This is a genomic window from Sulfurimonas sp. NW7 (assembly GCF_051132265.1).
Taxonomy (GTDB): Bacteria; Campylobacterota; Campylobacteria; order Campylobacterales; family Sulfurimonadaceae; genus Sulfurimonas; species Sulfurimonas hydrogeniphila.
Genome location: NZ_CP093235.1, coordinates 270,943 through 288,047, shown reverse-complemented (window position 1 = coordinate 288,047; position 17,105 = coordinate 270,943). Strand labels below are relative to the sequence as shown.

Below are 17,105 nucleotides of genomic sequence, written 5' to 3'. Positions count from 1 at the left end.
TAATTGCTTTTTTTAATGGTAAACGGTAAAACGATGAGGAGAGCGGAAAAATGAAATTTTTATTTGTGATAGGTTTTTGTACAGCACTTTTTTCCCAGGAGCTCCATTCTCTGCTTGATGCCTACAAAAAAGAGTCTGATCTCTCAAAAGTAACAAAAAGAGACACCTCGGGATTTCTTGAGATATATACAAGAGAAGACCTTGAAAGAATGCAGGCACATAACCTTCTGGATGTTTTAAAAACAGTACCGGGTCTCTATCTCAAGAGAGGGGCAAACAACCTGACACTTTTTACAACGGCCTCTGCCCAGAGTACACCTGTCACTTTTTCAAGAATTTACATCAATGACCATGATATGACATCCAGCTCTTTTGGAAGCGGGTTTTTAATCTGGGGCGAGATGTCTATAGAGTATATTGACCACATAGAAATTTACAAAGCAACCTCTTCCATGGAGTTTGGAAATGAAAATGCTTCAATCATTGTCAAACTCTACACAAAAGATGCGGCGCGTGACAACGGTTCAAAAGTAAGGATGATAGGCGATTCGCGAGGAGGTTATGATGCCAACATCTATACAACAGACATCACAAAAAACGGTATAAGCTATTTTGCTTATGCCAACAGTGACAATATACGCAGAAAAACGTATCATAACACCTATAACAACAAAACATATGATTTTAAAAGTGATAAAAAAGGGTACAATCTTTACGGCTCTCTCGGCTATAAAGATTATAAACTGGAATTTGGAAAATATTATAAAAAAAATGACAGTTTTATAGGGATAGGAACACACAAAACACCCGAGGGAGGAGGACTTGATGCCCAACAGTTATACATACATCTTACAAAAAAATTTCCCAAGAGACTCAAACTGCAAATCTCCTACGACAACCTTGAATACAACAGACAATACAATGATGAAAACGGCATACGCATTGCCAATGCCCCTCTCATCAATAGCTACAATATAAAATTTAATGATGACATCTTTTCTGTCATTTTGGAAAAAAAGTTTCAAAACGATGCCAATACTCTTTTTATAGGATCTTTTTACAAATATAAAGCTTTTACGGCCAAAGGCGACTATTATGACACCGCTTTGACATACAGACACCAAAACCAACTCTCAAACAGCCTGAATTTGGTTTCTCTCTATGCAGAAGACACCTATGCAGTCAACGATACCACGCATATTTTGGCTTCTGTGAAAGGAGATTTTTTTCGTTATCAAAAAGATGTAAAATCGCAGAATGAATACCTTGCAAAAATCGGTTTTGTCAAAGCCGCAGGAAGGGCCCGATTTAAATTTTCATACAGTAAAACATACATTCCCCTTGCTTTTTATCAACTCTACAATCCCCAAAATATTCCATACAGGGCAAATCCTCAACTTAATGCGCCAAAAATGGATCTCTTTACAACAGGAGTCTATTATCAGGATCTCTCCAAAAAGCATAAATTCTCCCTGGAATTTGTTCATGCCACGCTCAAAGATACACTTGTTTATGATCCGAGCACGGTATATGGCTGGGTAAACAGCAAGGAGGACATATACAAAGAGCTCCTGGAAATGGGTTACAGATATAAGTTTGATCTTGACAATAAAATTGTATGCAATATTGACTTTGGGCGAAACAGTAAAGATACAAACTTTTCACCTGCTTTTGAAACAACAATCCGTGCTTACAACAGGTACAAAAAATTTGATTTTTACAATGAACTGATTTATCGGAGTTCTTATACACTTTACAATATATATACAAAAGCCAGTCTTGACTTTACCTCTGCTGTAAAATACAACTACTCAAACGATTTTTCTGTAGGCCTCCGGGGTGAAAACATATTAAACCGCGGCTTTGCTTTGCCATACAGAGGGGTATCCTACGCGATTCCTGTGACTGACCAGAAGTTTTTTCTGAATGTGGAGTACACATTTTAATGATGAAAAAATACCTTTTACTTTTCCTGTTTTTAACAGAGCTTTTATCAGCTTCGCAAATTGAATATGAATTGAAGATATATCAGACAATTTTTCAGGCGCTTTTTCCGGGCAAAAATGTTGTATATGTATGGAGTGACTCACAGACAACAAACAGAATTTTTACAAAAACAAAAGATATACAACTGGTCACAGCACCTGCGCAGGCAGATATATTACTGCTAGGTACAGGTGAAAATGCCAGCAACCTGAATGGTTTGAAATTTGCCACAAACTATAAAACATTCAAAAAATACAAAAAGAGTCTTATCGGTGGTTTTTATTGGCAAAAAGGGCGTCCGAACATTATTTTTATAAAACGGAATTTGGAAAAATATCATATAACGCTTCCAAAATCAATGTCTGAATATATTGAGGACTATTGATGAAAAATTTAGCAAAAATATATTTTTTTATTTTTATTTTAATCGCTGTTGGTATCGGATATCTCTATTTTTCGCTGCAGCATACGACACAAAAATTATCTGCAAACGTCAACAGACTCTTTATACAGCAGGCAAACGAATTTGCAAAAAACATATCCCGTGAGATAACACAGCAGCTGCCGCAAGATGAAAATTTTTTTGATGCACTTTTTGAGGGAGAGTATCTCAGAGAAGAGTTGGAACGGGAAATAAGCCTGATTGCAACAGATACTTACAAATATGTTTTTGTGCTCTACAGAGATGAAACGGGAACCTACAGATATCTCCTCGACGGCAGCAAAAAGGACAAAGGCGAATTTGGAGAGAAACTGCATGTAAACAAAGAGATATGGGATCAGGTCTGGAAAAATGCCCGCAGTCATGTTTTTTATCACAAACAAGTGGAAACTCTTTGGGTTACCTATCTTTATCCTGTTGTAATACACGGAAAAACGCAAGCGATAATTGCCATAGATTTTTCAAACAATATAGAAAAACAGATACATGAAGCATTGTTACCGCTGAAGACAATCCTTTTTTCAATTTTTGCCGCTATTTTTCTCATGTTTATTGTCATACTGCTGCAACTCTATTTTACTTATAAAACAAAAAAAGAAAATCTTACAGATCCGCTTACCGGAGCATACAACAGAAACTATTTACGGGAATTTTTAAACAATATACAGATAGAAAACTATAAAATACTGATGGTGGATATAGATCACTTTAAGCAGGTCAATGATACATACGGACACCAGACAGGGGATAAAATACTTCAGGAAGTCTCCAAAATTATAAAAAGTACAATCCGTGATGAAGACAGGCTCATCCGTTTCGGCGGTGAAGAGTTTATCATATTTATCAAAAAAAGCAGCGGTCTGGCTTCTGAATGCAAGGTTGCAAAGAGAATCAGAGAAAATATTGCTGCTACAAATTTTCATTATAACAACCAGGATCTTCGCATCACTGTTTCCATAGGCGTTACATGTAGACCGCAAACATTTAAAACGGTAAGTGATGCTATCAAACATGCAGACGAAATGCTCTATGTCGCCAAAAGAGACGGGCGCAACCAAGTTGTATTAGATGCTGTAAATAGGCAAAAAGAAGCAGGAAAACAGAGACTCCTTCCGGTGTATGAGGTACAAGAAGCAATAGAAGAGGGAAGAGTTGTTTGCTACTATCAACCTATTTTCCATATAAAAAGCAGAAAAATTCATAAATACGAAGCACTTGTGAGAATTCAAAACAGAGACGGCAGTATTACTCCCCCGATGGAATTTTTGCCGGTTGTCATGCATACGAACATATACAATTTACTGACAAAAACTATCTTAGGCATTGTTTTTGAAAAAATCAAAGAAAACAGAGTTTCTATAAGTATCAATCTAAACTTTTCGGATATTATTGACAAAAATATATTTTCACTGATTCTCAATGAATTGGAACAAAACAAAGAATATGCCCACTGGCTTATTATAGAGTTACTGGAGTATGAACCACTCGATAATTCAAGTGAAATATTTATAAAAAACCTGCAAAGAATTAAAGCCTGCGGTGTAAAAATAGCTATAGATGATTTTGGAAGCGGATTTGCCAACTATACACTGTTTCAGTCACTGCCGATAGACATTGTCAAAATAGATGCCTCTATTATCAAAAATATAGATACATCAAACATCTCTAAATCAATTACAGAGTCTATTCTCACTCTGACAAACGCACTCAACATTGAAACTGTGGCTGAATTTGTCCATTCGCAAAGTGTTTTAAAAACCCTTGAAGATATGAATATTGATTATGCGCAGGGATATTATCTGGGCAAGCCCGAAGCGACAATCAGTATTTTATAAATTTTCAGTTCAAATTAAAATTTTTTCTCCCCCGATATAAAAAAGATGTGATGATTGTGATATAATTATTACATGAATAAAATATTAGATTTTTTTATCCTGGAAAAAGAGAGTGATTTTTGCAACAGACGTTCTGTTGTTATAAAATTTGCCTTGATTGCCACTATTGTTCTCTTTTCACTTTTTGCCTGTATCAACCTTCTCATTGGGCAGTACTGGGCAGCGATTATAGACTCCGTCTCTGCCGTAGTCAGCATACTCTCTTATATTTATATGCAAAAAACGGGCAATATTCTTCTGTCTGTCCGTATAGTGACTTTCAATGTTGTTGTCTTTTTTCTTGTTTTTGCATATATTTCACAGGCCTCTCATTTCTCTTTAATCTGGACTATTTTTGTTCCTGTTTTTGCCATTATCAGTAACGGCAAAAAAGCCGGGTTGTATTTTTCACTCCTGTTTTATACCTTTCTTTTTGCTCTTTCCTACCATTACATCAATGTATGGAATGGAGGAGAGTGGCACTTTACAGACTGGGTACGACTGGTCCTTGCTTCTACAATTCTCACGCTTTGTATGTATATTTATGAAGCCCTTTTGGATGCGGCACAACAGGACTTACAGCTTGCAAGAGCCAAAGAGCGCCAAAGAAGCGAAGAGCTGCATCAGCAGTCTGTTACCGATCAGCTCACCGGTTTGTACAACAGAAGATATTATGACAATATGATCAACAAACTCTCTTTTTTGGCAAAACGCCAGGATCTTTATATCACTTTTTTTATTTTGGATATTGATTATTTTAAATACTATAATGATTATTACGGGCATATAAAAGGTGATGAAACGCTCATACAGGTAGCAAATGTACTCCGAGAACACATACAAAGAGGCGATGATTTTGTTTTCAGGCTCGGAGGGGAAGAGTTTGCGGGTATCATTCTTTCAAACGAAAAAGAAAAAACACATCAGTGGGTATCTCAACTCACTGCAATTATAGAAAATCTGAAAATAGAGCACAAAGCCTCTGAAATATCAGATTTTTTGACTGTAAGTATAGGAATCGCCACCCTTGAGCATCTTGATGGTGATAAAAATATTGATTTACTCTATAAATATGCCGACAAGGCTCTGTATGCCGCCAAATACAGCGGCCGCAACAGAAGCCTGGTCAGTCAGGATTCATAAAGTCTATTTGATTTTTTCCAGTATGGCATCTACTGTAAAACCAAATTTCTCAAACAGTTCTTTTGCCGGTGCTGATGCACCAAAAGTATCCATGCCGATGACTTCATCCGCCAAACGGTACCATTCCAGTCCGCGCGCCGCTTCAATGGCTACTTTTTTTGTATCCGGAAGAATAATTTCATCGATATAGTCCTGATCCTGTTCTATAAACAAATCATAGCACGGAACAGAAACAACATTGGCAAAAAGACCTTTTTCATTCAGTGCCTCTTTTGTTTTGAGTGCCAGTTCCACTTCGCTTCCTGAAGCAATAAGCGTCAGCGAAGCATTTTCATCACTTGCCAGCAGATACCCTCCGCGGCTTATTTCCCCTTTTACCGGAGCAGGGACAATAGCGAGACCCTGGCGGGAACATACAAAAGCAGACGGAGATTTTTTCATTGTCAATGCTGTTTTCCATGCTGCAACATTTTCAGCACCGTCAGCCGGACGCCACACATAAAAGTTCGGCAGGGCACGGAACTGTGAAAGATGCTCGATCGGTTCATGTGTCGGGCCGTCTTCTCCAACACCGATACTGTCATGCGTCCATACAAAGAACTGCTGAATGCCTGTCAGTGCCGCAATCCTTGCAGCAGGCTTGAGGTAATCCGAAAATACAAAGAACGTTGAAGTAAACGGCATGAGCGGACCATACAATGCCATTGCATTGGCAATAGCCGCCATCGCATGCTCGCGAATACCAAAATAGATATTTTTTCCTTTTGGAAAAACACCCATATCATTCAAATATGTTTTGTTTGAAGGACTTAAATCCGCCGAACCGCCGATAAAACCGGGAATCGCTTTGGCTATGGCATTGAGAATTTTTCCATTTGTATTTCTTGTTGCATCGGCTTTTTCAAAAACCGGCCATTGTATTCTTGAAAAGTCATGATTCAGGAGTGCCTCAAGTGCTTCATTCTGTTCCATTAAAGGAGCAGTTTTAAGCGAATGTATCCACTCGCGTTCTGCCAGATCACCCGCTTCAACGGCACATCGAAAACGTACCATCACATCCTCAGGCACAAAGAATTTTTTCTCAGGATCAAATCCTGCACCTCTTTTGGCATCTGCAATCACATCTTCACCAAGCGGTGCCCCGTGGGCATGATGAGAACCTTCAAGAGGACCTGCTCCCTTGGCTATAATAGTATTTGCAATGATAAGGACCGGTCTGTCTGCTTTTTTTGCCTGAGCAATTGTTGCGTCTATCTCATCATAGTCATGCCCGTTACACTCAAGTACTTCCCAGCACTGCGATTCAAAACGTGCTCGGATATCTTCACTGATACTTAAGTCAGTATTGCCCTCGATGGTAATACGGTTTGAGTCATAAATAAGAATAAGATTGTCCAGTTTGTTGTGTCCCGCAAGAGAGCATGCCTCATAAGAGATACCCTCTTCCAGGTCACCGTCTCCGCACAGACAGTAGACAGTGTGATCAATCAGTTTCGCTGTATCCGAATTCACCTGTGCACCGACATATTTTGATGCCATAGAAAAACCTACCGCATTGGCGATTCCCTGCCCCAGCGGACCGGTTGTGATTTCTATGCCTTCAGTGTGTCCGTATTCAGGATGTCCCGGTGTTTTTGAATCAAGCTGACGAAACTGCTTTAAATCATCAAGCGTCAAGCCATATCCCCAAAGATAATAGAGGGAGTAGATAAGCCCTGTTGCATGCCCGCCTGAAAAGACAAGTCTGTCACGGTTCAGCCATGAAGGATTTTTAGGGTTATGCTTGAGATGTTCACTCAAAACCACTGCAATATCGGCCAATCCCATAGGCGCGCCCGGATGACCCGAATTTGCTTTTTGTACCATATCTGCTGCTAAAAATCTTATCGTATTCGCCATCTTTTGACGCATTGCATTTTCATTCATTTTTATTCCTTGTGCCTGTTTATGTATTTTGTTAATAAAGGTGACAACTCGCCTGACAAGCTCTCATCAAAATTACACATTTCACTGTTGAGCTCATCTGCCAAAGCATCTGCCTCTCTTACTGCCGTTTGCAGTCCAAGTATCGTTACGAAACTGTTTTTCTCTTCATCATTGTTTGTCAGCTTTCCTGCTTCGTCTGAACTTTGTGTGACATCCAAAATATCATCCTGAATTTGAAACAGCAATCCGAGTTTAATCCCAAAATCATACAACTTTTCTGCCATATCATCACGCCCGACAATAACAGCGCCCATCTTCAAAGAGGCGGCAATGAGTTTTGCTGTTTTGTTGGTATGCAAGATCTTAATCTCTTCTATCTTCAAAGGCTTGTTTTCAAAATAACAGTCTATAGCCTGTCCCAGCACCATGCCGCCCAGTCCTCCGTTGCTTGCAAGCTCACGAATCAGTTTTACCCGTATTTCATCAGAAAAAGGAGCATTGGACAAAAACTCGAAGGCATAGGTGTTTAAAGCATCCCCCGCCAATATTGCCGTTACTTCATCGAAGCTTACATGTAAAGTCGGATGTCCGCGGCGCAGTGGAGAATTATCCATAGCCGGCAGATCATCATGAATAAGCGAATAAGTATGTAAAAATTCTATAGCCAGGGCTGCATGGTTTGCAGATTCAAGCATGAGAGGGTTGTAGGCTTTGACAACACCCAGCAGCAATGCAGGACGAAATCTTTTTCCGCCTGCTTTGAGCATATCTTGCAAAGCACGCTCATATGTAGGATGAATACTTTGTGATGTCGGTAAGTTGTCTAATAAAAATTGTTCGAAGTTTTGCATGTGAAATTGTATTGTTTTTCTACTTAATCTTTACAAAAAACTGAAAGTTATTGCGTTCAAATAACAAAGAAGAGCAGTCTTTAAAGTTTTCTATATATTTTCGCAGTTCTTCCTGGTTCTTTACAGTGATGCCGTTCACCTGTATGAGTCTGTCTCCACTCTTGAGTCCATAGTTTTTAAAGGCTTTTTTTAACCGGCTTACATGTAAACCCTCATCAAAATAGATCCCTTTTTGTTCCAAGAAGGTATCACTCAAAAAACCACCGCCGTATCTTTGCCTGCTCTGCACTTCAAAAGTCAGCAACGTTCCTCCACGCTTTATCTGCACCGTGTGTTTAACTCCCAAAGAACCAAAAAGAACTTTTCTCATAAATGATGCGGCATTTTTCACTTTTTTGTTGTCGTAATACAGGATACAGTCACCTTTTTTAAAAGGATTGTCCGGCATATAGGGATCACTTGCAATGACGACTACTGACCTGTTTGCATCATTTACACGAACACCGATGTCAGCATAACGGACCTTTTCTGTTTTGAGAAAATACTGCAGATACTCTTTTTCTATCACCCCTTTTTTACTGACAACAGCTTCCAAAGAGCAGCAACTGCTGCTAATGATAGCCGGCAAAGAAAGTTTTTGACTGTATTTTCCAAAAAAGTCGAGTCCTACCTGATGTATCAGCATACTTCCTTCTTTGGCTTCCTCGGCATTGACTATAGCAGTTCCAAGCTGTAAACGCATATTCAGATCATACGGATAGGCAAAAGAGGTTTTCTCTTCGATAAGATACAGAGACAAAAAGGGGTCATGTTTTAAAATTTTTGATTGGGGTTTTTGTCGGGAAAAGACAATACGATGATTTTTTTCGACAGGAATAAAAAGTGCCCTGCCATGTATGATTTTTGCATCTTTTGCTTTTTTGACACAAAAATCATACCCGCCTTTACAGGCATAAACATTGAAAAAGAAAAGATGCAGTATGAGAAACAGGCGAAGCACCTATTTGAGCCCGCCAAACATACTCAAAGCACTGTTTTGTTGATTTTGTTGTACCATTTTATTTGCATCATTGATGGCGCCTATAAGTAAAATCTGCAGGGAGTCTTTGTCGCTTAAGAGCTCTTCATCAATATTAAGATCAATGACTTCGCCGTTGCCGTTGAGGGTGAGTTCAATCATCCCTCCACCGCTTTTGACACTAAAAGTTTTATTTGCCAGCTCTTCTTGAAGTTTTGCAGCATTTTCCTGCATTCCTTCAAGGAGTTTGCCCATATCGCCAAGATTACCAAACACTATGACATCTCACATTCATCATTAAATCTCATCGTGAATAGCGTCGATGTTATTGTCATCATCCAAAATAACAACTTTCGGTTTGTAGCTTTCAAGTTCTTTTTCGTCATAAGTACCGTAGGCTACAATGATAACCTTGTCGCCTTTGTGTACTTTTCTTGCTGCTGCACCATTTAAGCAAATGTCACGTTTTCCTCTTTCGCCTAGAATGATATAGGTAGAAAATCGCTCACCATTGTTAATATTAAGGATTTCTACCTTTTGTCCGACTCTCATCTTGGCAGCTTCTAAAAGTTCTTCATCTATGGTAATCGAGCCAACATAGTTCAAATTAGCATCAGTTACAGTGGCACGGTGTATTTTGCTGTACAACATTTCCATTAACATGACTGTTTTCCTACATTCCCATCTGTTTTTTTGCATCAGCAGGAGATATAGGCTCATCCCACATTTCAGAATCAATCACATATTCTTCAACAACTTTTCCGCCGATTATATGTTCTTCTATAATACGGTCAATTTTTTCCTTGTTTAGGCCTACATACATAGTATGTCCCGGCTCTACTAACATAACAGGACCTGCCGAACAACGGTTAAGACATGAAGTGCGCACGATTGGTGCTGTCATCATAATCCCTTCTTTCATCAGTTTTTGGGCCGTGTATTGAAACAGGTCCTGCGTCTCTGGTGTAACACATGATGGTTTTGGCATACCCGGAGGAGCAGACTGCTCACACTTGAAGATATAAAATGCCGGTTGTGGAATTCCCATTGAAATAATCCTTAATTTTTTCGCAATTATATCGAAAATTTGCATCTGTTTTCTAATAAAGTGAAATAAGTTTAGATTTTTAAGCTATTTTCTACTATTTTCACTCTAAATTCAAAAGTTCTTTTACAACTTCTCTGTCATCAAAAGGAAATTTTTCATCATAAATAATTTGGTCTGTTTCATCGCCTTTTCCGAGAATAACAACAACGTCATCTTCTCCTTGCAACTCAAGTGCCATCTGTATTGCTTTTTTTCTGTTAAGCTCAACCATAATATTTGATTTTTCCTGTATACCTTCTAAAATATCCTCTACAATTGTCTGCGGATCTTCATAACGCGGATTATCACTCGTAACAATGACCTTTTTGGCAAGACTTGCAGCTACCCTGCCCATAAGCGGTCGTTTTTTTCTGTCTCTGTCACCGCCTGCTCCAAAAACGACAATCAGTTCTTTTTCTTTCAAAGCATTGAGTACCTGAGCCATACCGTCAGGTGTGTGTGCAAAATCCACTATGACATTCGGAGCAGCACAGACCTGTTCCATTCTTCCGCTCACCCCTGCAAAATTATCCACCACATCTGCAATCTCTTCAAGACTTTTGTCTGTTATGAGATGTGTTGCCGATATGGCAGCCATCAAATTATACAGATTAAAAAAACCGTGAAGTGAAGCGGTAAAAGGGACAATCTCTTGAAAATGCTGGATAATACCACTTGAGCCGTCATTGAGAGAATATGCCATAAGTCTGTATGTTGCAGGATTTTCTATACCGTATGTGTAGGCATTTTTAAAATTAAATGCAGCTTTGGATTCATCTTTGTTTATAAGTTTTTTGCTCTCATCCTGAAAAAAACTGTTTTTTACATGTATATATTCTTCTAAAGTTTTATGATAGTCCAGATGATCCTGAGTGATATTTGTCAAAATTTTCAGCGCAAAACTGAGGCCTTCAATACGTTTTTGCACGATTGCATGGGAACTGACTTCCATTACAAAATACTCACATCCCGCTCTCACTGCCTGGTAAATATGCCTGTAGGTATTGAGTACGGATGGGGTGGTAAGCGTTTTTCCCTCACATGCCTCATCATTCATAAACAACCCGCGGGTTCCCTGCATTGCAGCCTTGTAGCCAAGATCGAGTAAAAATGAATAGATTGCACTTGCCGTTGTAGTTTTGCCGTTTGTACCGGTAATACCGATTATTTTAACCTGGTCAACACCAAAGAACTCTGCAATGTCTTCGATTCTGACAATAGAGTGGGCATTATTCCTCTTTGCGTCTTCTATGTAGCCGCTGTTTTGGTGCGTCAGAACAAACGCCGTCTCGGCATCACACTCTTTTGAGTTTTCAGTGATATATTTATACGCTTGATTTGGCAGTTCAATTTTCAATATTTTTGCCCTGTGCCAGTTTTTTTAACAGTTTTCGCAAGAGTTTGTCACCGGGATATACACTCAGAGCATTTTCAAGATAGGTTAATGCCATTTGTGCAAAATCATGTTCTATCAGTTTGTCTAAAAAATCTAAAAAATCTTCTTTGTTTGTTATAATTACTCGGGTAGAAAACATAATATTTTCAAAAGTTTCTACAAAATCTCCGCCTTCATCCAAAATTTTTTGAAAATCACTGTAGAGAATCCCCTCTTCAAACTCCAATCTGTTACGCAAAGGTTCGGCAAATACTTCACTGAGTTTTTCCAAGGTACCGTCCATGCTTTCAAGTATTTCACTCATAATAGCATCAGCTTCTTCTTTGTCTTCTTCTCTTAATATTTCATAATAATCAAACAGTGCTTCGGCACCCTCTTCTCCGCTCATAGCCATTTCCGAAAGTATAACCCCGTTAAAAGCCTCTTTTGAATCCGGATCATTTTGCAAAACCTGCGCAAATTTATCTAAGGCATTTTTATATTCCGCCCGCGAAAAATTCTCTTTTGCCTGTGATAATATTTTATATTTACTTATTGTTCCCATATGCTTCTTTTATAAATTATCTATATCATTTTCCATGCCCATCGGGACATTGACAACAGTTATTTCAGGATGGATATCCATTCTCAACTGTCTCTCGACACCGTACTTTAATGTACTTCCACTGCTCGCACACCCTATGCATGCACCTTTTAGTTGCACATAGACACTTCCGTTTTTCACGGTAATAAAATCTATGTCTCCCCCGTCAAGCGCCAAAGAGGGGCGCACCTTGTCTATAACACGCCGAACCGGTTCCAATAATTCTTCATCTGTAAATGGAATCATACTTATCCTTTTTATATTATAACTCTTCTATTATCATAAAATATGACAAAATCGCTTAACAAGTCATAAAATTATTATTTAACTCATCTTTTAAAGCCATAACCTCTTGTACGTAAGAGGGCTTTCGCATACCGACGAGTATATAATCAATTACATCCTGTTTATATAAAAATTCCAAAGCACACACCTGGATTTTTTTATGACACCCCTGAAATTCTTCTTTAAGTTCACTTCTCACACGTTTTGAACACTCGTATGCAACCATTGTTCTGTACTCTTGTAAAAAAAGATCTACAAATCTGAGTAATTCATCCAAAGAATCCGGTTCTAAATTCTTCAATGCTTCTCTTATATGAGGAATAATCTGTGAATGCAAAAAAGTGTCATACTCACCAATCCATCCAAACCTGTGCTTATTTTCATCCATTTGTTCAATCAAATTATACAACGGTTTGAGTAAATCATTGTCACAGGCCTGAAGCAATTCATTCAGATAGGTATAGTATTCCCTGCTTTCATCATAATCGGCCAGTCTGTGCATCAGTTTGTTTTTCTGTGCATTTAACGGACGGTTGGCAAGGACTCTCAGCCCATTTTTTTTCGCCCAGGCTGCACATTTGAGACCTTCTTTTTCAACTTTATTTATTGGCAGTTGCACTGTGGTAAAACTGTGTTGTCTGTTTCCCGCTTCATCTGCGGCATTTTGGGCAAGTGTCAGTAAACTTTCATAGGGCAAAAACTCCAAATCGTCCTCTGCCTTTGCAAAGCTGTTGGAACTGATACCGTAGGAGCTGATACGTTCCTCTTTGACCTCTTCTTCCAAGCCCACAAATGCTTCATAGATTCTTTGGTACATTTCATCCAAAACTTCATCTCTGTTTTTGCCCTTATTGAGAGCATCAAGCAAAAAATACTCAGGATTGTGAATTAAATAACAATCAAGTTTACTCATTTGCAGTCTTTGGAGTGAAGCATCAAGCTGTTTTTTTAGAAACGATTTTGCAATTGAATGGTAACAGTGTTCACTGAACTCTACAACATCTTCAAAAGGCATTTCTTTGTGTGCGAGCAAATTTGAACCCTGGATATATCCGTATTTGCTTACAATTTTAATTTTATCTCTGATTTCATCAGGAACACTGCGCAGCACTTTGCCGATTGCTCTTTCGGCACCGCCGTCTGTATAATTTGTAGAGGTGTCAATCAGTTCTATCCCGGCGTATACAGCCTCTTTCAATGCTTCTATATGCAAAGGATTCTCATCTGTGACTCTGTAAGTTCCGAATGCGAAAGTACTCATAATGCGTCCTGTATTGTAAAGTATTTTAGAATTCGTAAATTCTCTCTGTCTAATGGGGAAAGTTTAAAAAGAAGTTACAATAACAGACACAGGGTCTGGTATTGTAAATATAGTAACTATACTAATTCGATAAATGCCATTGGTGTAGCATCACCACGACGAATACGAGTTCTCACTATTCTAGTATATCCACCTGTACGATCAACATACTTCGGTGCGAGTTCATTTACTAAAGTTTTCGTTGCTTCTTTGTTTTGAAGCGCAGCAAATACTGCTCTGTGTGCATTTGAGTCATTTTTACCAGCAGTTGTGATAAGTTTCTCAATATAAGAGCGTAGCTCTTTTGCTTTTACAGCAGTTGTTTCTATTTTACCATGTTCTATTAACGAAATACTAAGGTTCGCTAAAAGTGCTTTACGGTGTGCACTTGTACGACCTAGCTTACGATATCCATGACGGTGTCTCATATCTCATTCCTCTATTGTGCCTGTACGGCTTCTATTTTCTTTTTTAGTGCAGTAACTACATCATCAGCTAAATCAGCACCAACTTCAAAACCAAACTCTTGAACTTTTTCTACGATTTCGTCGTAAGATTTTTTTCCAAGATTTTTCACATTTTTCAAATCGTTTGTACTCATAAGTACAATCTCACCAATAAGTTTAATGTTTGAGCGATCAAGACAATTAAAGCTACGCGCACTTAATCCTAAACTGTCAATGTTTGTTGTTAGTTTTTTCAAATCAGGTGACTCTTCAACTCTTTCAATGGTAGCAGGCGCTTTAATACTGATTTCTGAATTAAATACAGCCAACTGTGCATACATTACTTCCAAAGAGTTTCTAAATGCATCGATTGGTGAAATTTGTCCATCAGTTCTGATATTCATAATAACTCTTTCAAAGTTAGGGTTATCTTCCACCAGTACATTGTCAATTTTATATGTAGCACTTCTTACCGGAGTAAAATATGCATCCAATGCGATATATTCATCATCATCAACTTCCGCAGCAGTATCTTCACTCGCAACATAGCCGATACCCTGTGCAATTTTAAGCGTAAAATTCAGTGTAGAATCTTCATTTAAAGTTGCAAGCGGAGCATCCGGTGTTACCACCTCTACTTCATCATTGCTGAGATCGCCGCCTTTAATGGTACACGGTCCCGCAAAGCTGTAGTTAATCTCAGCTTCTGTTGCATCATTGTTCAGTTTAAAGCGTATCTCTTTCAAATTTAAAATAAAATCTGAAATATCTTCAAGCATACCGCGAACCGAGTCAAACTCATGTTTGGCACCTTCGATTTTAATTGCGATTGGTGCATAACCAACCGAACTGCTTAATAAAAAACGGCGAAGTGGATGAGCCAAAGATATAGCGTACCCTACTTCAAAGGGGTATGCCATAATGTTTGCTTCATTGTCACTTATTTGTTCTACCTCAAACTCTTGTGGAGCAAGTGGAGTAGTTTTAATTTTTTTCATATCTTTTACGCCTTTTGTATTAAATTATTATTTCGAGTAAAGTTCAACGATTAAACGTTCTTCAACTGGAATAACAACTTCTTCACGCTCCGGAAGACGAGTAAAGATACCATACACTTTTTCAGCATCAATGTCTACCCAAGGAGCAAGACCAGTTTGGTTTGTAAGCTCAATAGCACGAACAATCTGATTGTTCTTTTTGCTAGCTTCTTTTACTTCAATCTTTTGTCCCGGTTTAACACGGTAAGAAGGAATATCAAGTTTTTTGCCATCTACCAAAATATGACCGTGTGTTACAAGTTGACGTGCAAATCTACGAGTAGATGCGAATCCCATTCTGTACACAACATTGTCTAATCTCTGCTCGATTAATGTAATAAGGTTTGTACCTGTATTTCCATCACGACGCTTAGCTTCAACGAATAAAGCACGGAATTGCTTTTCAGAAATACCATACATAAATTTCGCTTTTTGCTTTTCATTAAGCTGTAAACCATACTCAGAAACTTTTTTACGACGCTGACCATGCTGGCCTGGACCGTAAGGACGCTTCTCTAAAGCAGATTTTCCTGCCAAACGACGCTCACCTTTTAGGTTAAGGCTTACTCCGAATCTTCTCTCGATTTTTTCTACTGGACCTCTATATCTTGCCATCAGTAATCTCCTTAAACTCTACGACGCTTAGGCGCGCGACAACCGTTGTGTGGTAATGGTGTAACATCTTTCATAAATGTAACACGGATTCCTTCGATAGCTCCGACAGCTTTTACTGCAGTTTCACGACCAGAACCGGGACCTTGAACTTTAATACCAAGCTCTTTTATACCATGTACCTGTGCTTTTGCAACTGCATCTTCAACAGCAGCCTGTGCAGCAAACGGAGTTGATTTTTTAGAACCTTTAAATCCTAAAGAACCGGCAGAACTCCAAGCAATCATATTACCCATTTCATCTGTAATAGTCACAAGAGTATTATTAAATGATGCCGCAATATGAATGATACCACGTGATATATTCTTTTTTATTACTTTTTTTCTAACAGCTTTTCTTTTTGCCATACTATAATTCCTTACGCTGCGCCGACAGTTTTACGTTTACCCTTACGAGTACGCGCATTTGTCTTAGTTTTTTGACCACGGCATGGAAGACCACGACGGTGACGAAGCCCTCTGTATGAACCTAAATCCATAAGTGCTTTAATATCCATAGCAACTTTTTTACGCAAATCACCCTCAACCATATGGTTTTCACGGATCTCTTTTGTTATAGCTGCTACATCTTCTTCGTTTAATTCGAAAACTCTTTTATTGTAGTCAATTCCTGTCGCGTCTAATATTTGACGGGCAGTATGAAGACCAATTCCATAGACGTATGTTAATGCATACTCTATTCTTTTTTTCTTAGGTAAATCAACACCAGCAATACGAGCCATGATTATCCTTGTCTCTGTTTATGTTTAGGGTTCTTGCAGATTACTCTTACAATACCTCTTCTTTTGATAACTTTACAGTCATCACACATCTTCTTTACTGAAGCACGTACTTTCATTGAAAGTCTCCTGTGGTAACATCTTTACTGCCTTTAGGCAAGCGCATAACACTTGTAATAACGTTGCTTGCCAATACTTTTATCTACATGTAATCATATAGATAGAAATACTCTTTGCTTTGTTAAAACAGTAAAGTGGATGGGAATTATATCCAAAACAATGTAAAAGTATTATTAAGAGCATAGGAAGTGACACAAAAGTGACAAATTTTATTAGTGATT

General features: G+C 38.5%; 20 protein-coding genes. 4 read left to right on the top strand and 16 right to left on the bottom strand.

Going from position 1 to position 17,105, the window contains the following annotated elements; genetic code table 11:
- Positions 1-50 precede the first annotated feature (50 nt).
- From MLC35_RS01560 to MLC35_RS01545, 4 genes are all read left to right on the top strand, one after another.
- Positions 51-1,946 carry a TonB-dependent receptor plug domain-containing protein gene (locus MLC35_RS01560; RefSeq protein ID WP_434637475.1) on the top strand — a complete coding sequence of 632 codons (1,896 nt, stop codon included), beginning with the start codon at positions 51-53 and terminating at the stop codon, positions 1,944-1,946.
- The gene (locus MLC35_RS01555; protein WP_434637473.1) at positions 1,946-2,371 is read left to right on the top strand and encodes a hypothetical protein; all 426 of its coding nucleotides are present in this window, start codon (positions 1,946-1,948) and stop codon (positions 2,369-2,371) included. Before MLC35_RS01560 ends, MLC35_RS01555 begins: the two co-directional genes overlap by 1 nt.
- Complete coding sequence (locus tag MLC35_RS01550) at positions 2,371-4,263, top strand: putative bifunctional diguanylate cyclase/phosphodiesterase (protein ID WP_434637471.1); 1,893 nt, start codon at positions 2,371-2,373, stop codon at positions 4,261-4,263. Before MLC35_RS01555 ends, MLC35_RS01550 begins: the two co-directional genes overlap by 1 nt.
- 72 nt (positions 4,264-4,335) lie before the next feature.
- Positions 4,336-5,445, top strand: coding sequence for a GGDEF domain-containing protein (locus MLC35_RS01545; protein WP_434637469.1), 1,110 nt, complete (start codon positions 4,336-4,338; stop codon positions 5,443-5,445).
- Between the two features lie 3 nt (positions 5,446-5,448).
- Here MLC35_RS01545 and tkt read toward each other — a convergent pair whose 3' ends face one another.
- The 16 genes from tkt to rpmJ form a co-directional block, all read right to left on the bottom strand.
- Positions 5,449-7,371 (bottom strand): transketolase, encoded by a 1,923-nt coding sequence (gene tkt / locus MLC35_RS01540; RefSeq protein WP_434580914.1) that lies wholly within the window; start codon positions 7,369-7,371, stop codon positions 5,449-5,451.
- A 2-nt stretch (positions 7,372-7,373) separates the two neighbouring features.
- Positions 7,374-8,222: a polyprenyl synthetase family protein gene (locus MLC35_RS01535; RefSeq protein WP_346389205.1), complete on the bottom strand. Its 849-nt coding sequence runs from the start codon at positions 8,220-8,222 to the stop codon at positions 7,374-7,376.
- A 19-nt stretch (positions 8,223-8,241) separates the two neighbouring features.
- On the bottom strand, positions 8,242-9,222 hold the full coding sequence (locus MLC35_RS01530; RefSeq protein WP_434637467.1) for a DUF7488 domain-containing protein: 981 nt from the start codon (positions 9,220-9,222) through the stop codon (positions 8,242-8,244).
- Entirely contained in the window at positions 9,223-9,516 is a 294-nt protein-coding gene (locus tag MLC35_RS01525) for a YbaB/EbfC family nucleoid-associated protein (protein ID WP_346389203.1), read from the bottom strand. It abuts the gene before it with no gap.
- A 21-nt stretch (positions 9,517-9,537) separates the two neighbouring features.
- Positions 9,538-9,903, bottom strand: coding sequence for an aspartate 1-decarboxylase (gene panD, locus MLC35_RS01520; protein ID WP_151901213.1), 366 nt, complete (start codon positions 9,901-9,903; stop codon positions 9,538-9,540).
- A gap of 10 nt (positions 9,904-9,913) precedes the next feature.
- Positions 9,914-10,288, bottom strand: a complete 375-nt coding sequence (locus MLC35_RS01515; protein ID WP_151901214.1) for a (2Fe-2S) ferredoxin domain-containing protein — start codon at positions 10,286-10,288, stop codon at positions 9,914-9,916.
- A gap of 100 nt (positions 10,289-10,388) precedes the next feature.
- A complete protein-coding gene (locus tag MLC35_RS01510; protein ID WP_434637465.1) occupies positions 10,389-11,684 on the bottom strand; it encodes a UDP-N-acetylmuramoyl-L-alanyl-D-glutamate--2,6-diaminopimelate ligase in 1,296 nt (431 codons plus the stop codon).
- Positions 11,674-12,267, bottom strand: coding sequence for a hypothetical protein (locus MLC35_RS01505; protein WP_151901216.1), 594 nt, complete (start codon positions 12,265-12,267; stop codon positions 11,674-11,676). Before MLC35_RS01505 ends, MLC35_RS01510 begins: the two co-directional genes overlap by 11 nt.
- Positions 12,268-12,276: 9 nt before the next feature.
- Positions 12,277-12,552, bottom strand: coding sequence for a NifU family protein (locus MLC35_RS01500; protein WP_151901217.1), 276 nt, complete (start codon positions 12,550-12,552; stop codon positions 12,277-12,279).
- Between the two features lie 55 nt (positions 12,553-12,607).
- On the bottom strand, positions 12,608-13,852 hold the full coding sequence (locus tag MLC35_RS01495; RefSeq protein ID WP_434637463.1) for an aldo/keto reductase: 1,245 nt from the start codon (positions 13,850-13,852) through the stop codon (positions 12,608-12,610).
- Positions 13,853-13,968: 116 nt separating this feature from the next.
- Positions 13,969-14,319 carry a 50S ribosomal protein L17 gene (rplQ, locus tag MLC35_RS01490; RefSeq protein ID WP_151901219.1) on the bottom strand — a complete coding sequence of 117 codons (351 nt, stop codon included), beginning with the start codon at positions 14,317-14,319 and terminating at the stop codon, positions 13,969-13,971.
- Between the two features lie 11 nt (positions 14,320-14,330).
- Positions 14,331-15,335: a DNA-directed RNA polymerase subunit alpha gene (locus tag MLC35_RS01485; RefSeq protein ID WP_151901220.1), complete on the bottom strand. Its 1,005-nt coding sequence runs from the start codon at positions 15,333-15,335 to the stop codon at positions 14,331-14,333.
- Between the two features lie 27 nt (positions 15,336-15,362).
- The gene (gene rpsD / locus MLC35_RS01480; RefSeq protein WP_151901221.1) at positions 15,363-15,989 is read right to left on the bottom strand and encodes a 30S ribosomal protein S4; all 627 of its coding nucleotides are present in this window, start codon (positions 15,987-15,989) and stop codon (positions 15,363-15,365) included.
- An 11-nt stretch (positions 15,990-16,000) separates the two neighbouring features.
- Positions 16,001-16,393, bottom strand: a complete 393-nt coding sequence (gene rpsK, locus MLC35_RS01475) for a 30S ribosomal protein S11 (protein WP_151901222.1) — start codon at positions 16,391-16,393, stop codon at positions 16,001-16,003.
- A gap of 11 nt (positions 16,394-16,404) precedes the next feature.
- Complete coding sequence (gene rpsM / locus MLC35_RS01470) at positions 16,405-16,767, bottom strand: 30S ribosomal protein S13 (RefSeq protein WP_151901223.1); 363 nt, start codon at positions 16,765-16,767, stop codon at positions 16,405-16,407.
- Positions 16,768-16,769: 2 nt separating this feature from the next.
- Complete coding sequence (gene rpmJ / locus MLC35_RS01465) at positions 16,770-16,883, bottom strand: 50S ribosomal protein L36 (RefSeq protein WP_041675103.1); 114 nt, start codon at positions 16,881-16,883, stop codon at positions 16,770-16,772.
- Positions 16,884-17,105 lie beyond the last annotated feature (222 nt).

What these genes read in the sequence shown, in the direction of transcription:
- MLC35_RS01560 (WP_434637475.1), top strand. Translation starts at nt 51, where the DNA reads ATGAAATTTTTATTTGTGATAGGTTTTTGTACAGCACTTTTTTCCCAG.
- MLC35_RS01555 (WP_434637473.1), top strand. Translation starts at nt 1,946, where the DNA reads ATGATGAAAAAATACCTTTTACTTTTCCTGTTTTTAACAGAGCTTTTA.
- MLC35_RS01550 (WP_434637471.1), top strand. Translation starts at nt 2,371, where the DNA reads ATGAAAAATTTAGCAAAAATATATTTTTTTATTTTTATTTTAATCGCT.
- MLC35_RS01545 (WP_434637469.1), top strand. Translation starts at nt 4,336, where the DNA reads ATGAATAAAATATTAGATTTTTTTATCCTGGAAAAAGAGAGTGATTTT.
- tkt (WP_434580914.1), bottom strand. Translation starts at nt 7,371, where the DNA reads ATGAATGAAAATGCAATGCGTCAAAAGATGGCGAATACGATAAGATTT.
- MLC35_RS01535 (WP_346389205.1), bottom strand. Translation starts at nt 8,222, where the DNA reads ATGCAAAACTTCGAACAATTTTTATTAGACAACTTACCGACATCACAA.
- panD (WP_151901213.1), bottom strand. Translation starts at nt 9,903, where the DNA reads ATGTTAATGGAAATGTTGTACAGCAAAATACACCGTGCCACTGTAACT.
- MLC35_RS01515 (WP_151901214.1), bottom strand. Translation starts at nt 10,288, where the DNA reads ATGGGAATTCCACAACCGGCATTTTATATCTTCAAGTGTGAGCAGTCT.
- MLC35_RS01505 (WP_151901216.1), bottom strand. Translation starts at nt 12,267, where the DNA reads ATGGGAACAATAAGTAAATATAAAATATTATCACAGGCAAAAGAGAAT.
- MLC35_RS01500 (WP_151901217.1), bottom strand. Translation starts at nt 12,552, where the DNA reads ATGATTCCATTTACAGATGAAGAATTATTGGAACCGGTTCGGCGTGTT.
- MLC35_RS01495 (WP_434637463.1), bottom strand. Translation starts at nt 13,852, where the DNA reads ATGAGTACTTTCGCATTCGGAACTTACAGAGTCACAGATGAGAATCCT.
- rplQ (WP_151901219.1), bottom strand. Translation starts at nt 14,319, where the DNA reads ATGAGACACCGTCATGGATATCGTAAGCTAGGTCGTACAAGTGCACAC.
- MLC35_RS01485 (WP_151901220.1), bottom strand. Translation starts at nt 15,335, where the DNA reads ATGAAAAAAATTAAAACTACTCCACTTGCTCCACAAGAGTTTGAGGTA.
- rpsD (WP_151901221.1), bottom strand. Translation starts at nt 15,989, where the DNA reads ATGGCAAGATATAGAGGTCCAGTAGAAAAAATCGAGAGAAGATTCGGA.
- rpsK (WP_151901222.1), bottom strand. Translation starts at nt 16,393, where the DNA reads ATGGCAAAAAGAAAAGCTGTTAGAAAAAAAGTAATAAAAAAGAATATA.
- rpsM (WP_151901223.1), bottom strand. Translation starts at nt 16,767, where the DNA reads ATGGCTCGTATTGCTGGTGTTGATTTACCTAAGAAAAAAAGAATAGAG.
- rpmJ (WP_041675103.1), bottom strand. Translation starts at nt 16,883, where the DNA reads ATGAAAGTACGTGCTTCAGTAAAGAAGATGTGTGATGACTGTAAAGTT.